This window comes from Acinetobacter lactucae (assembly GCF_001605885.1).
Taxonomy (GTDB): Bacteria; Pseudomonadota; Gammaproteobacteria; order Pseudomonadales; family Moraxellaceae; genus Acinetobacter; species Acinetobacter lactucae.
This window is the reverse complement of sequence record NZ_LRPE01000002.1, coordinates 67,719-83,340: the sequence shown is the minus strand read 5'-3', so window position 1 is coordinate 83,340 and position 15,622 is coordinate 67,719. Positions and strand designations below refer to the sequence as shown.

General features: G+C 35.7%; 14 protein-coding genes. 4 read left to right on the top strand and 10 right to left on the bottom strand.

Going from position 1 to position 15,622, the window contains the following annotated elements:
- Positions 1–2 precede the first annotated feature (2 nt).
- Positions 3–1,022 carry an ABC transporter substrate-binding protein gene (locus tag AWW73_RS00900; protein WP_062848477.1) on the bottom strand — a complete coding sequence of 340 codons (1,020 nt, stop codon included), beginning with the start codon at positions 1,020–1,022 and terminating at the stop codon, positions 3–5.
- A 323-nt stretch (positions 1,023–1,345) separates the two neighbouring features.
- Between AWW73_RS00900 and AWW73_RS00895 the strand changes: the two genes are divergently transcribed.
- Positions 1,346–2,689 (top strand): PepSY-associated TM helix domain-containing protein, encoded by a 1,344-nt coding sequence (locus AWW73_RS00895; protein WP_062848476.1) that lies wholly within the window; start codon positions 1,346–1,348, stop codon positions 2,687–2,689.
- A gap of 81 nt (positions 2,690–2,770) precedes the next feature.
- On the opposite strand, the gene AWW73_RS00890 is transcribed toward AWW73_RS00895, so the two are convergent.
- Both AWW73_RS00890 and AWW73_RS00885 read right to left on the bottom strand, forming a co-directional pair.
- Positions 2,771–3,325 (bottom strand): TetR/AcrR family transcriptional regulator, encoded by a 555-nt coding sequence (locus AWW73_RS00890; RefSeq protein ID WP_062848475.1) that lies wholly within the window; start codon positions 3,323–3,325, stop codon positions 2,771–2,773.
- A gap of 685 nt (positions 3,326–4,010) precedes the next feature.
- Entirely contained in the window at positions 4,011–5,063 is a 1,053-nt protein-coding gene (locus AWW73_RS00885; protein ID WP_062848474.1) for an NAD(P)-dependent alcohol dehydrogenase, read from the bottom strand.
- A 284-nt stretch (positions 5,064–5,347) separates the two neighbouring features.
- On the opposite strand from AWW73_RS00885, the gene AWW73_RS00880 reads away from it, so the two are divergent.
- Complete coding sequence (locus AWW73_RS00880) at positions 5,348–6,235, top strand: AraC family transcriptional regulator (protein ID WP_062848473.1); 888 nt, start codon at positions 5,348–5,350, stop codon at positions 6,233–6,235.
- Positions 6,236–6,415: 180 nt separating this feature from the next.
- On the opposite strand, the gene AWW73_RS00875 is transcribed toward AWW73_RS00880, so the two are convergent.
- On the bottom strand, positions 6,416–7,642 hold the full coding sequence (locus tag AWW73_RS00875; protein ID WP_062848472.1) for an oxygenase MpaB family protein: 1,227 nt from the start codon (positions 7,640–7,642) through the stop codon (positions 6,416–6,418).
- Positions 7,643–7,755: 113 nt separating this feature from the next.
- On the opposite strand from AWW73_RS00875, the gene AWW73_RS00870 reads away from it, so the two are divergent.
- Entirely contained in the window at positions 7,756–8,814 is a 1,059-nt protein-coding gene (locus tag AWW73_RS00870; RefSeq protein WP_062848471.1) for an AraC family transcriptional regulator, read from the top strand.
- A gap of 103 nt (positions 8,815–8,917) precedes the next feature.
- On the opposite strand, the gene AWW73_RS00865 is transcribed toward AWW73_RS00870, so the two are convergent.
- Positions 8,918–9,145, bottom strand: coding sequence for a tautomerase family protein (locus AWW73_RS00865; RefSeq protein ID WP_062848490.1), 228 nt, complete (start codon positions 9,143–9,145; stop codon positions 8,918–8,920).
- A gap of 62 nt (positions 9,146–9,207) precedes the next feature.
- On the opposite strand from AWW73_RS00865, the gene AWW73_RS00860 reads away from it, so the two are divergent.
- Complete coding sequence (locus AWW73_RS00860) at positions 9,208–9,690, top strand: winged helix-turn-helix transcriptional regulator (protein ID WP_062848470.1); 483 nt, start codon at positions 9,208–9,210, stop codon at positions 9,688–9,690.
- A 44-nt stretch (positions 9,691–9,734) separates the two neighbouring features.
- Here AWW73_RS00860 and AWW73_RS00855 read toward each other — a convergent pair whose 3' ends face one another.
- The 5 genes from AWW73_RS00855 to AWW73_RS00835 all read right to left on the bottom strand — a co-directional run bounded on the left by AWW73_RS00855 (position 9,735) and on the right by AWW73_RS00835 (position 15,419).
- A complete protein-coding gene (locus tag AWW73_RS00855; protein ID WP_005040451.1) occupies positions 9,735–9,944 on the bottom strand; it encodes a cold-shock protein in 210 nt (69 codons plus the stop codon).
- Positions 9,945–10,293: 349 nt separating this feature from the next.
- Positions 10,294–10,830: a DUF4468 domain-containing protein gene (locus tag AWW73_RS00850; protein ID WP_062848469.1), complete on the bottom strand. Its 537-nt coding sequence runs from the start codon at positions 10,828–10,830 to the stop codon at positions 10,294–10,296.
- Positions 10,831–11,009: 179 nt separating this feature from the next.
- Positions 11,010–12,959, bottom strand: coding sequence for an alkyl/aryl-sulfatase (locus AWW73_RS00845; RefSeq protein WP_062848468.1), 1,950 nt, complete (start codon positions 12,957–12,959; stop codon positions 11,010–11,012).
- Positions 12,960–13,096: 137 nt separating this feature from the next.
- The gene (locus AWW73_RS00840) at positions 13,097–14,491 is read right to left on the bottom strand and encodes a hypothetical protein (RefSeq protein WP_062848467.1); all 1,395 of its coding nucleotides are present in this window, start codon (positions 14,489–14,491) and stop codon (positions 13,097–13,099) included.
- 307 nt (positions 14,492–14,798) lie between these two features.
- Complete coding sequence (locus tag AWW73_RS00835) at positions 14,799–15,419, bottom strand: TetR/AcrR family transcriptional regulator (RefSeq protein ID WP_062848466.1); 621 nt, start codon at positions 15,417–15,419, stop codon at positions 14,799–14,801.
- Positions 15,420–15,622: the final 203 nt, after the last annotated feature.

Sequence of the window (15,622 nt, the reverse complement as noted above, 5' to 3'; positions counted from 1 at the left end):
ATTCATTGCACCAACGCTTTGGCAAGCTGCTCACCATACAACTTAGTTAAAATACGCTGTTGTAAAGCACTTACTGGTAAATCGGACTGTTCAGGGTAAATACTGTGATTTAGATAAATCGCCGTAATAATAATTTTGATGGTATGGGGGTTATATATAAATGCAGGACTCAAATTAAATACCTTACGGTTTTGCACAGCGCTTAAACCTTGTAATTCTTTTCGTTCATAAATCAGTTGGGGGTTGGTATTCCAAAGCACAATATTGTCAGGGTTCCATTCAATGAGGGTCTCTGGGTTTACATTAGGTTGATTGGCATCGGTCTGAACAATGTTGTACGCACCCGCCAGCTCAATAAAATCATTGGTAATTGACTGACGTCCCGATGTAGAAAAAATACGTCCGCCTGACCATGCATAGTAAATTGATTGCTTATTGGGTTGACGTGCAGTTTTGGCTGCAACTTCCGCCACAATTTCATCCGAAAAGTTTAAAATTTCCTGAGCACGCTTTTGGGCACCGCTCAGAACAGCAATTTCAGATAACTCCTCTTTCACTTGCTCGTAAGTACCCGACTCCATCACATATACAGCAATACCAAACTGCCGTAATAGTTCAATTGTTTGGGTTTGCCCGCTCCCTACAATCACCAGATCTGGTTTTAACAACACGAGACTTTCAATATTGGTTGCATTAGCACCTTGTGAAGGTGTCGCAAGCTGCTTATTAGCAATACGCTTATCTATTTTTGAATAGGCATTAAATAATAAAGGTTGGATATATACTTCGGCTGGTATACCAATCACTTTGTGACCTTGCCCTAACATATATAAGCCATCTAAACCCGACTCAAATAAAGAAACAATTCTTTGTGCTGGTTTGTCTACACAGACTTTTGTATTTGTACTATCAAAAACACATATCGAATGAGTTGTTAAGTTTTCTTGAGTTTTTCTATTTTGTTCAGATGAAGAGCATCCGTACAGGATGAATAAAGTGAGTATTGAAATCAGCAATCTCATTTCGGCACTTCGCGCACAAATACAGTGCAAAATAAAAAGATGTGCCTATTTAGTGCATTTTTCATGTGAAAAAACACCATAAGGGAGCAAGAAAATTTGAATCATCATTAATATAACAATCAAATTGAGTATGTTAGATAAGATCTTAGATACTAAGCAAAAAAAACGCCAAATTTATCAAGTAATAAAAAATATTGAATGATTGGGTTAAAAACCCTACACAAAAGCGAGTCAAATAATTTAATCATGTTTACAGCTCAATCAACATTAAAATAAATAACTCGTTATAATCCAGCCCAAAATCTGATAGACATTATCTTCCGATGCTGACCCAATCATCTTTCTGGCGTAGTCTTTACCGTTTAATTCATATTTATGCTGGTATTTTTATTGCACCATTAATCTTGTTTGCTGCAATTACCGGTTTACTCTATGCCATTACGCCTCAACTAGAACAAGCCATTTATAAAGATGTTCTATACGTTCAGCCATTGAATCAAACACCACATAAACTGAGCCAGCAAATTGAAGCCGCAAAGCAAGTAATGCCTAAGTCTGCACAGGTGATTGAAGTTAGACCAGCCCCTAGCACTGACCAGACAACTCGTGTCATTTTTTCAGACCCTATCCATGATTTTACAAATGAAGCCGTTTTTATTGATCCTTTTACGCTTAAAGCCCACGGTCACCTAGCGGTCTATGGTACGAGTGGAGTGCTACCGTTTCGTACTACGCTGGATCAACTGCATAGCAATTTATTGCTCGGAAAATGGGGCCGCTTTTATAGTGAACTGGCAGCAAGCTGGTTAGCTATTTTGACTTTAACTGGACTATATAATTGGTTAAAACGTCGTCAAAACCTTAAAATCCGACAAACACAAAAAAATAAATTATTGAGATGGCATAGCACACTGGGTTTAACTTTATTTCCACTCTTATTATTCATCGCCATTACGGGTCTTACATGGTCTGAATGGGCTGGAGATAATATTCGAGTTGCTCGTCAATGGCTGAACTGGCAAACTCCAACATTAGCAACTTCTCTTCAAGAAGATAATTTACCTACAGTGATGCACCATGAACATCACGAAATGCCACACAGTGAAAATCTCAATTTAAATATCGTTTCCAGTGAGTACGATAGCGCTCTTTCAATAGCCAGAGCACATGGCATTGATGCAGCACAAATACAAATCAAGCCACCAACCAGTGGAAATCAAGCTTGGACCGTAGCCGAGATTCAGCGCAAATGGCCAACTCAAGCAGACAGTATCGCTATTGATATGGAACAACACAAAGTTATCGATCAACTTGCTTTTAAAGATTATTCGCTGGTAGCAAAGCTCACTCGTTGGGGAGTTGATGCGCATATTGGGGTTTTATTTGGCTGGATAAACCAACTGGTACTGGCGCTTTACGCGCTTGCCCTGTGTATCATGATTATTTATGCATATAAAGCTGCATTTAAAAACTCGAATTTAAAACACATGACCACCCACTTTGTTGGTCAAAGCTTATTGATTTGGAGTCGTGCAACTGGCCCACAAAAATTAGGGTTAATATTGGTGAGTCTCGTATTAGGGCTCAGCTTACCTGTTTTTGGTTTTAGTATTTTATTTACGCTATTTATCTTTGCTATGCGTAAATATATTCCTTCTAAATCATAAATTTTTCATTTGTGTAAGGAGTTAGACTTAAGCTTTGTCTAACTCCTTTTTAATAAAAACCCCAAATTAAAAGTGAAAAAACTACTCAATCTGCACCAAAAAATAATCCAGCAGCCTTTCCCTGTCATCCACACTATTTACATCCAAAAGCTGAACCATTGCTCCATCAATCACAAATAAGAACATATGTGCATCTGGCTTTGAAGCATTCTCGTTGGTGGGTAAAAGTAACTTATAGATTTCGTTAATGAGCCAGTTTCGATAGTCAATCACAACTTGATAAGCTTTTGGATGCGTTTTCGAAATTTCAAAAATGGCTTTAAAAGGTAAATGATAAAGCCCGTCTAAATCTGCATGTAAGAAGTAAATTTTGCGAAGTTTTTCAATTAATGTTAAATCTTTTTGAACATAGATAATCGAAATGACCTCATGTTTAAGTCCATCTTTTTGGAAAGTTAAGCTCATTTCAATCAGTCTTTCTTTTGAATGAAAGTAGTTATAAAAAGTGGCTTTGGGGATTTTTGCTGATTCAATAATTCGGTCTACCCCAACTTTATGAAAACCGTATTTATTAAAAAGATAACGGGAAGTGTGAAGCACGCTTAAAGCACGAAATGAGAGATCTGAATGTGGCATATTTTTACCGTTATAAAATAAATTCTTGTTGTATATAAATGAGATATAAAAGCCACTGCTCTTTTGGGGAGAAAAAAGGCATAGCAAAACCTATAAAGACTGTGCTTGGCACATCTCAAGTTTTATTGTTGCTTAAGTTTTTAGTTGTGACGAATTAAAGTCAGATAAGCCTATTGGCGATCAAACTGCTTTAATCATTTAAGTTGTGTCGTTATAGCTTTTGGCAATAGCTGCCAAGAAATGATGAATGTACAAAGCCAACTCCTTTTATTGGGAGTTCTGCCAAAACATCAAAATTATGGTGGCAGAACGGAAGAGGGTTGACAGACTAGCATGAACTTAAACTAGCACACCCGAAGGTGTCCCTCTCCCGTCCTACCGCTACGGGAGGGAACGAGTGTTTCACCACACAAGAGTATTCCTCAGATGGAATAACTCTGATGTGAAAGTTCATGAGCAGTCTGTCAAAACTGCCTGGCAATGTGGCCAGCCTGCAAATGGTAATCTTCAATATTTGAGGTGTCAATGTGAAATTGGCTAGAAAATATTTAAATAATTATTGTTTTTCATTTAATTACATAATTAAGGAAATTCTTAAATATCAACTTAATAATACTGTCTCGTTTAGAGGCTTTTTTTGAGCTGTGCACCCTAAGGTAGAATGCACAGCTCAAATCGAACAAACTTAATGATCAGATAAAGTTTTCATATCAATCACAAAACGATACTTCACATCACTCTTTAACATACGCTCAAAAGCTCCATTGATATTTTGCATATCAATCATCTCGACCTCAGAAACGATATTATGCTCACCACAAAAATCGAGTAGCTCTTGTGACTCTTTAATTCCACCAATCACCGAACCTGCAATGGATTTTCTACCCAAAATCATTGGGATTGAATTTGCGCTAATTTCACCCAAATATCCGACCAACACAATGGTTCCATTTAAAGCTAGAGTTGGAATATAAGGTTTAAGATCGTGGTCATAAGGCACAGTATCAATAATTAAATCAAATTGATTTAACACTGATTTCATTTGAGCTTCATCTGTTGAGAGTACAACATGATGCGCACCAAGTTGTTTTGCATCCTGTTCTTTGTTGGCTGATCGAGTAAATAAGGTCACTTCCGCACCTAGAGCATTGGCAAGTTTAATCGCCATGTGTCCTAAACCACCTAAACCGACTACAGCGACTTTACTGTCCTTTCCAACATTCCAGTGACGCAGTGGCGACCATGTGGTAATCCCAGCACAAAGTAACGGCGGTACAGCTTGCACATCCAGATTTTCAGGTACTTTTAATACAAAATCTTCACTACAAATAATGGTTTGAGAATATCCGCCCTGTGTTTGTCGTTGGTCATGACGGTCTACGCCACCATAAGTTTGGATATTGCCTTGTTCACAATACTGTTCTAGTCCGGAATGACAAGCTGAACAAGTACGGCATGAGTCGACCATACAACCAATGCCCACCAAATCACCAACTTTATACTTTGTGACTTTGGGGCCAATTGAGGTGACACGCCCTACAATTTCATGACCCGGAACTAACGGATAAGTGCTAAATCCCCAATCGTTTTTAGCTTGATGTAGATCTGAATGACAAACACCACAATATTCAATTTGAATAACGACATCATCTTCACGTGGAGCTCTACGTTCAAACTTAAATGGAACTAAAGGAGTTTCTGATGACAGCGCGGCATATCCTAGAACTTCAATTGTCATATTTTTTCTCTCATGTTTAATGTAAATAAAGACGATTTTTCGTTGAAAACTCAGCAAGGGCTACAGATTTTTAAACTCATCATTGTGTTTTAAAAGGTGTTGGCTCAATAGGTTGCAACTCATCGTCTTTTCGCCATGTTTCTCAGTATAAAAATGAAAGTCGACAGGCGTTGTTCTATTCCTCTTACAGATTTGCCTAATCCTCCGAATTGTTGCACTTCTCTCTATTTTTCTGTTTTGAAATGCCTACAATAAAAACACAGAGGGTAAACGGTGGAATCTGAATGGCGAATAGGTCTCTAAACCCTAATCAAGAATTAGCTCAACTTGTCGATCGATGGACTAAAGAAAAAGGTACATTCGAAACACCTATTATGGGACTGACCTTATTTCGTGCAGAAACACTGACCCAGCCAAATAGCAGCATGATGGATGCGAGTCTATGTATGATTGCTCAAGGGAAGAAACAGGTGATTCTTAGTGAAGAAACCTATACCTACGACTCTAACCATTTCCTTTTTACCGCAATTGACCTGCCTGTAATTGCCCAAGTTCTTGAGGCTTCGGTTGAACAACCTTATTTATCAATAGTCTTACGACTAGATCCCTATGTGCTTGCCCAAATCATGCTTGAAGCGCATATTCCTTTTAAAGATACAAATAATGAAAAAAAAGGAATGGCTGTTGGAGTGGTGAGTTCGGAACTGAATGATGCTTTTATACGGTTATTAAAACTACTAGACACACCACAAGACATCCCAATCTTGTCTCCTCTTATTATTAAAGAAATTTTTTATCGTTTATTGATGAGTCCGCAAGGCGATCGCCTTAAACGTATTGTAGCGGCAGGAACTACAGGCCATCGAATTGTGAAAGCAATTGAATGGCTGAAAATAAATTTTGCAAAACCATTTAGTATTGAAGAACTGGCAAGCAGAATGGGGATGAGTGCATCAAGTTTTCATCAACATTTTAGGGATATAACCTCAATGAGTCCCTTACAGTATCAAAAGAGAATGCGGTTGACCGAAGCACGGCGTTTATTAATGACCGAAGAATATGATATTTCATCTACAAGCATGCAAGTCGGCTATGAAAGCTTGTCCCAATTTTCCAGAGAATATAAACGTTTTTTTGGGGTGCCGCCGTCGGTGGATATAAAGAGCGTATAAAAAAAGAACCTTTCATTTGCAGATTTCATTGCAAGAAAAAAGTTCAATCCAATATGAATCTTATATTAAGCATCTTCAAAATTTATAAGCTAATTATTTAGAATTTGCTCCTAAATATAAAAAACTGCTTTCAGCAGTTTTTTATTAAATAGATTCCATACTTTTATTCAATATATTACCTTACCCCCTCTCATAACTAAGATCGGCCTGAGTATTTTTGATGATTTGTTGCATAAACTCATTTTGTTGTTTAGCTTTATACTTACCTAAACGATCAATACCATTAGGTAGAATGCGTGCAACTGAAGTGAGAACAAAGTTCTTAGCAAAAGTCCCCCCGACTAATGCGGTGCCAGTAATTGTTTTTTTAGGAAAAGTTAATGAGCTAGCTATCTCTTTACCAAGCATTAAATGAGTAAGAGTACTAATATAATCTTGAGTCATTTTTCTTTTAATACGATCTACAAGTTTATTCTGATCGAAACGTATTATTTCATCTAATGATTGCCAGAGAGCGCCACCCAACATAGCAGATGTCTCATCAGGGATAAAAACTTGATGTAATTCCATCCAAGTTAAACGCCAAATATCTCGTTCATTCGTTGGAACAAGTGAAGGATGTACTCCAACAACATATGCAATGAAACGCCAAAGGTGAAAAATATCTTCCCGCTCCATTTTGCCATAAAGCACTCCTAAAACATTTGCCCCCATAATTGCAACTAAGGCAAATGGTACAATTGTTGCGGTGTAAATAACTTGATGGATAGGGTCATCCCACTGTTCAAAATCCCAGTCATTTCTGGATTTCATTGCTTTTCGCATATGCGCATGAACCATTCTTATTCGTATACATGCTTTATATCCTGGACTAAAACGACTGCTCATACCATTTGGAGCAGTGACAGCATTAAACCAATTTAAGGTTTCTACAGCACGCTTCCCTGCTTTTTTATAAAGATCTCCTGATCTTAGTAAAACATGATTAGCAAGAGGAGCAATATAACCTATCGCCAATCCAGGAATAAAAATAGCAAAAGCTTCTTTACCTAGTAATTGATAAAAGCAAGTAGCTCTTTCCATCCTTTTATGATCTACCCAATATGGGAAGTCATCCACTACAGCAAAAAAATCTATGAGTTCTTGAGGTGGGTTATCAACTGTTTCAATTCCATATTCAAGCGCTTGATTAAACATATGTCTAGATGAAACTCCAACCCTATGCATACATTCAACTAAATTATCGGCTACAGGATCACCAATGTGTCTAAAGCAATTAAAGGAAGCTATTTGTGCTTCTGTTGCGTTCGGTGCATCTTTATTAAAAAATCTAGAAGCTACATTGAAAGGAAATCGTTTCATCGCGATTGGATTTTCAACAACTGCATAAGAATATTTAGCTAACATCTGGGAACTCAAAATAATCAAAGATTAGTTTATAAATTATTCAAAAACTCCTTCACACAGTAGGTGGAGTTATGCCATATTAATAATCAATTTAGGCCGGGACTAAATAATATATGCAAGATCCTTTTGGTTTATTTCATGAGACCATATCGATCTCTTATGCCCGTCTTTTATTAGAGATTTGCGAAAAATACGATCTTAGTGCTGTGACTCTTCTGGAAAATACGGGACTAACCTTATTAGACATTAAGCAACATGATGCAAAAATTAGTGCACATCGATGGTCTAAGTTAGTAGCCAATGCGCTTCGGCTGACTGGTAACTATCGTCTAGGAATAGAATATGGATATGCTTTATGGCCAACTGCTCATGGTTCATTAGGTTTTGCTTTTTTGAGCTGTGTTGATATAGAAGCAGCACTCAATCTTTGCCAACATTTTTTCTGTACACGTATTCAAACTTTCATACCAACTTGGACTTTCGACGAAAAGCTTGTATACATTTATCTTGATGATACTCACCCAGTAAAATTAGGTGATGAACAGCAGTCTCAACAATTAAGAGCATTTTTAATTGAAAGTCTTTTATTTGGTGGAGTTCATTTATTAGAACTGCTCATTCAAGAAAATTTAGAGAACTGTGAAATTTTTCTAGATTGGAGTGAATCTTCAGATTATGAAGAGGTTTTAAATAAAAATATAAAGATTCATTTTAATAGTAAGCGGAATGCTATAGCTTTTCCTTTAAAATATTTAAAACATCCCAATCCGCAAGGTGATTTAGTTGCCTTCCAACAAGCTATTCAATACTGTGAAAAAGATAAAAGTTTAATAGTAAAAGATGCTACATATCATTTACAAAATTCGATAAGAATGGAACTCTTACATAATTTCAATAAAAACTATCCATCTCTTCCCGAGATTGCTAAACGTTTAAATATGTCTGAAAGAACGATTAAACGCCATTTACAGACACAAGGAACAAGCTTTCTTCAAATTCTCAATGAGATTCGTTTCAAAGAAGCCAAAAAACTTTTAGCAAAAGAACAATATAAAATTCAAGATATTGCAACCTTGATTGGATATGAAGAGTCTACTAACTTTGTTAGGGCTTTTAAAAAGCAATTTGGTTTAACACCTCATCAGTACAGGAAAATTAACTTTCAGAAGTAATTTTCTAACAGTTAAAATTTATTTAATAACCTGAATTACCCTAAAATAATTCAGGTTTGTTATGTCGGTATTTCTACACCGAACACCACTGGAAGAATAATAATTAATTAGCTTTAGATATTATTTCAATCATCTCTTTTGTTGGTCGCAAGTGACCTAATTGCCACTGTTCAGGAGGATATTCATCAATTCGTATCCAGACATGCTCCCGAAAAGCCTCATTTCCCCTTCCTTCAATCTCTACAAATAAATCTGTTATTCGCTTAAAAAGCTCAGCCTTACTTTCTTTATCTAGTAAGCCTTCTATTGTTTGTATATTTATAAATGGCATAATGCTACCTGAATTAACCCTAGGTCTAAATTGTAGACTCATGCTAATTGGAGCCCCACTGAATGTCAAATCAAATTATTCCAAATATTAGATTCTCGGCAGATGCGTGTGGAATTTTTCAAATTGCTGAAATATTGAATGACACGTGGACCATCCTCTTATTAAGAGAAGCTTTTTATGGGGTAACCAAATTTAATGAATTTTTAGAAAATACAGGCATATCAAAGCAAATTTTATCTAATCGACTAAAACATCTTATTCAATTAGAAATATTTGAATTATCTATTTATAAGGAAATCGGCGTTAGAGAGCGCAAAGAGTATTTACTCACACCAAAAGGTAGAAGCTTAAATATTGTATTACTTGCAATGCTTGAGTCTGGCAGCAACTTTATTGAAGCTGATAAAGATGTGGTTAAGGTTTTCCACAAAAATACAAATGATTTACTTAAATTAAAGCTGGTTGATTCAAATGATCAGGTCGTTAGCTTAGAAAATTTAGAATTAAGATTAATTCATCGTCAGGTAAAAGTTGATTCAGAATAAATAAAAAAGCCCTGAATATTCAGGGCTTTTTTATTTATCGCTTATTACTGTGGAATAATATTCACAGCACTTGGACCTTTTTGGCCTTGAGCGATATTAAAAGTTACTTGCTGACCTTCATATAAAGTTTTGAAGCCAGAAGAAGCGATTTCTTTAAAATGGGCAAACACATCTGGACCAGATTCTTGTTGAATAAAACCGAAACCTTTAGTTTCGTTAAACCACTTTACTGTACCATTACTTGTATTAGACATAATATATCCTTTGATTTTAATAATTTGAGTCATTTTAAAATGACAAATATAACTTTGAAAAAATAATAACGAATTGAGCTTAAGATCTGAAAAAAACGAAGGATTATGACTAAAACTGCGATACTTAAAGAAGATTTACTACAAGTCTTTTTTCTAGTTAAGTTAAGCATACAGGAAACCAATATTTATTCAAGATATTTATATGCAATATTTATTTTTTTTATATTAAGGAAAAATACCTCATCTATGGAGTAAAGATAAATGCCTATTTTACTTAGACATTTATCTCTCACGAGCCTAAGCTGGGCCCCTTCAACTATACTTTTTTAAAACCCAATATATAAGAAAACTACATTGGACTTGCACCTTTAGGCTGAGCATTCGGATGTAAAATATGAAATTTATAACCTTCCACAATGTTCTTTAATTGATTTTTTATGGCTGCATTTTTATCTTTATAAAAATGATTATTACGGTTGTCACGAGGTTCTATATTGCTAAAAGTAAGCTTAGCTTGATGATCTTTAACTTCTATTTTCAAAATATAATTAAAAGAATCATCCGCTACCTTAATCATATTTCTGCTTAGACAGTCCATACAATTATCAAATTTTAGCCCTGCATGTCCTTTAATGGTCAGTACTTTATTTACTTCATCTGCCTGAATAATCTTTCGACTTGAAACATAATCCACCACATTGTTTCGCCAGTTTTTAGAAGCATCATAAATTTGCGTTTGGCTTAATCCTTTGAACTTAACAGTTTCTGAAAAATACTCGTTTTCCTTTTCAGCAGGTTTTTCATCAACTTTATTAGGCAAAGAAAGACAACCTTGCATACCTAGTACGGCAAAACTTAATGTAGCAGCTAAAATTACTCTTCTCACGTAACGCTCACTTTTTAAAGAGACTAGAAGTTAGAACCTCCAAATTTACACCAGCACATCTGATAATTTGGTTTATATAAAGTTAAAAATGCAGTATCTGATTGTCAGGTGTATCAGGTACTGCCAGATCTAGAAGGATGCTTTAGCTTAAGTTTCCTAGGAATCTATCTTTGATCGTTTTAATTTTCTGGACGAGTCACTATTGGAAACCCATTGCTAGACTTTTTAAATGAAGAAAAGAATTTTCCAATTTTTAAAGGATTGCCCTTTATTTCGCTGTCCTTAGAAAATAAAACTTTCGAAGCATCCACTTCACCTGTAATTAACTTTAAATATAAAAGTTTAGTCAGCTTCAACGTTGGGCAGTTTGTAGGTAGATTACTGCTGTCATATTTATCAAAGAGCATGACCGAGTTTTCAATCCGTAATGAAAAATTTTCTTGTGTATCGGTCAATACTAAGTTCATACACTGATTTTCATTTTTTAAATTTTCAACATCCAGATTGGTTGCCATCGCTTCAAGAAATCTTTCAGTCGGCGTATGAATAAGTAAACCTAAACGTCCCGAGGTATTCTTAACTGGGGTAACACCTTGTAATTCTTGTGCGCCCGATAAATAGAAATTACGCCAAGTCGAAGCTTCCGCTGAATATCCTAATTGTCGATAAGTTTTTGCCAGCAATTCTTTGGCTTGAAAATTCTTTGGGTTATTAAATACTAAATGTTTTAGAACTTCCGCAGCCCATCTGTAATCAGCCTTGTCGTAAGCTTGCTGAGCATTTTTTAAAGCATTTGCCTCGCCACCTGCCAGTTCAATATATTTCTTTGCAGCATCTTTAGGCGGTAATGGGTCTAAATTTGACGGGTTGGCATCAAACCAACCCATGTAGTATTGATATACAGCCTTTGCATTATGTTTTAAGGTTCCATAATAGCCGTGAGCATATAGCTTTTGGTCTAACTCAGGTGGCAGTTTAATCTTCTCGGCAATTTCAGCACCATTTAAACCAGAGTTCATATAACGAACAGTTTGATCATGAATGAATTTATAGACATCTCTTTGTGTCTTAATAAAGTCTTGAATATTTTGTTGCCCCCAAACTGGCCAGTGATGTTGGGCAATAAAAACTTCTGAGTTTTGGGTTTGCACTAAAGCTTGGTTAAGATAACCGACCCACTTTAACGTATCGCGTACTTTAGCACCCCTTAGAGTGTAAAGATTATGTAGCGTATGGGAGAGAATCTCTGCGCCGTTATATAGTTTCATTGAGGGAATTGAGAAGGTTAATTCTGAAGGAGCTTCAGAACTCGGAACGTTATAAAATACGAAATCTACCCCATCAATATTCAATTTTTGTTCTTTCTGGGTAATTAACTGATTGGGTGCTAAAATCCCGATTTGTCCGACTGCTACAGCCTTACCTAAACCATTATCTACTAAACCTTCGGTATTTTTAGGCAAATATGTTCCATACATATAGGTTGCTCGCCGAGTCATTGCTGGGCCAGCCATAATATTCTCGCTGGTCGCTTCTTCCATAAAGCCTTCGGGTGCAATAATCGGTATTTTCTTTTGCTTTAATTCTTCGGTAGAGATAACACCTAGCGCTCCCCCAAAATGGTCAACATGGCTATGTGTGAAAATAATCGCTGAGATTTTTTGGTCACCTAGATGCTGTCTTGCAAATTTAATAGCAGCTTGGGCAGTTTCTTTTGACGTTAACGTGTCAACAATAATCCAGCCGCTCTTGCCCTGAATAATGGTCATGTTTGCCAGATCAAAACCGCGAACTTGCCAAACACGGTCTGCAACTTTAAACAAACCCACATTATTATTTAATTTAGCCTGCCGCCAAAGGCTCGGATTTACAGTATCAGGGGCCTGATCTTTAATAAAATTAAATGCATCAAAATCCCAAATCACATCTCCTTGCTCATTCTTTATTTGCCCACTGGGTTTAGCAATAAAACCTCTTGCGGCGTTATTAAACTCATCGGCATTTTGGAGATTGTATTTACTAGTATAAGAAGCGTTTGAATCAATAACTGCTTTTTCTACTTTAGTTTCTGCAAATGTATTGAAAGTTAAAGCGCATAACAATGAAGTAGTGAGTACGTTAAGTTTCATAAAATTTCCTTATTTATGTTCTATAGACGTTGTATCCCATCATATTTGGGAGTCATTTTTATTGAATTAAACTTTCTTATTGAGCTAACAAAAAACCAATCTTTCATCAAAAGATTGGTTTAGTTTGAACCTGGATTTTAAGAACATCCTTTTGTTTCAAAAGCGTCTTTCGAGGTGTAATGAATATCTGGTAAATAGTCGCCCATTACTGCTTTTTCTTCACCCGGTACTTTCACCTTCTGAACGGCGTGAGCAAAGGCATTATCAGGTAATAAATTACGCATAATAAATAAACCAAAGTCTGAGTGACCGAAAGCTTTACCATCTTCGGCTGTATAACCTGAACCACGAGGGCTTAGCTCAAGGAAATATACGCCACACTCTTCTCTTGCATTCGCTGGTCGATCTTCTGGTAACGAAGCAACAATGGTATAGAACCCGTCTTTGTCTACTTTTTGAATATTTTCATCATAAAGACAATAATTTGTCGCGGTTGAAATCACTTCATTTGTACAAATTGACCAATAACGTACATCTATTTTTTGAACAAACGGATCATTATTAAAGGTTTTTTCTGTAGTTGGAACTTTACCTCGAAGTTCTATCACTTTGCCTAATCGTCTACTTACCGCCGCATAAACATATTCATTGTCAGGCGTAGCCCAATAACCAAGTTTAGGTGTGACCGCCAAACCTTCGCATTTATCAATCGGCTGTTTTGTAATAGGATCGAATTTATAAATACATTTAAAGCTATCTAAAGCACTAAAGGCTTTGTACCATTTTGGTTCCTGTTGTGCAGGAAAACCCTCATATCTGTTTTGGTTAAATGCATCTACAGTATTTTTTAATGGCATTGTTGATATACGATCAATCGGTGCTTTTTTTACTTGTAGAACATTACAAACATCTTGACCCTTTTTAACTTCCCCATTTGCAAGTTGAACTTTAAATCGAGGAAAACTCACATTTCCTTTAATATCCATATTTTTGTTGGGTACATATACACGATATAAAATGGCAACTTTACCGTCTGCTGTTTTAGGCGCATACAAAGTATTACTTAAAGGACTATGTGGTAGGTCTCCCAATTGTAATTGCGCTGAATAAGCGCGGTTTTTACCTAGACGGTTATTGCCGACTACAAACGGGTTAACTGAACCTTGGTTAGGCAAAATAGTAGCGTCTAATAATGAGTTAACCCGCTCACCTTTAGCAGTATAGCTCACCAATGAAAAGTGTCTTGAATAAGGATAATCACCATCAATCATCACTTTTGCACCCTCAGGTACAGTAAATTCTGATGACCAATACGTTACATTAGAATCAGGAAACGCATAATTTAACGGGTCTTCTCCAGTATGCTGTTTACTTGTTACAGAATCTTGCCACATGCAATCTGTTAACTCAGTTTCTGGGTTTGTTGGTTTATTTACCTGAGTAGAATCATCACTATCATTACACGCACTCAAACCCACAGAGCCAATAACCGTCAATAATATTGCAATCCTTAACTGATTAAATTTTTCCATAATACTTTTCCATTTTGACCAAGTGATACAAACTTGATCTCTTTGTTATATTTCTTAATCTCGAATTTTTTCCGAGACTTAATCCATTTAGATTAAAATAATAATCCAACTAGATTAAATATCAAGCTATTTTTATCACCCATGAAGAAAATTATTTTCTTGCGTCAAATCAATAAAATTATTTTAATATCAAAATGATAAGTAACAAAACATGTTGTTTTGAGGCATAGTGAATATGCAGATACTCTAAAAATGTTAAATGAGACACTCTAAAATTATCTTTGTGAAATTAGACGAACTTCTTTCTTTATTTATAAAAATGTTCAGCTTTAAAACGAATTCCCCCTTCAATATAGTCTTTTAAATATTTTCCTAATAATCTATGGTCCTTAACATCTGTTGGCCAAAAATGCTCAAGCCCAATATCACTAATCACATTTAAAATGATATTAAAAGTAAAAAGAACTTTAAGTGAAATCGCATTAGAATCAGCATCAGGTAAAGCCTGTTTTAATAAAGCTACAGCTTTATTTGCAATCGGCACTAAGGTTTTCGCAACAATAACTCGTCCTTCATCTCCGGCACTAATCGTTTTAGAGAAAAACTTTAAGTAATGAATTCCATTATCCTGTAAAAGTATTTTTACCATTGGCTTCATTAACGCATCTACCACATCAGAAACCTGTACGTTATCTGGAGGAATAGCATTTAGTAATTCAAGGCTGTCAGCCATATATGGCTGCATAACATGATCTAAGGCCGCTTCTACTAAGCCCCATTTAGACTTAAAGTGGTAATAAAGTGCTGATTTGTTTGCTACGCCTGCGGTCTCATTAATTTTTTGCACTGATAGCGTTTCAATATTATTTTGTGAAAAAAGAATGATTGCTGCTTCTATCAATTTTTCTTTAGTCTGCTGTTTACTCATTAGATTCCACAATTCAGTTAAAATTAAATTCCTTAAGGGCATAGACATAATAAATAAACCAAAATTTAATATATTGGCCTTATAAGTAAGTCAAACAATCAAAGATGAATTCAAAAATTTCTAACTATTTTGTTTAAGAGCGTTCATCTTTAAAAGAAAAATAATAATCCATATAGATTAAATAGCAAGTTTTTTATTGGAGG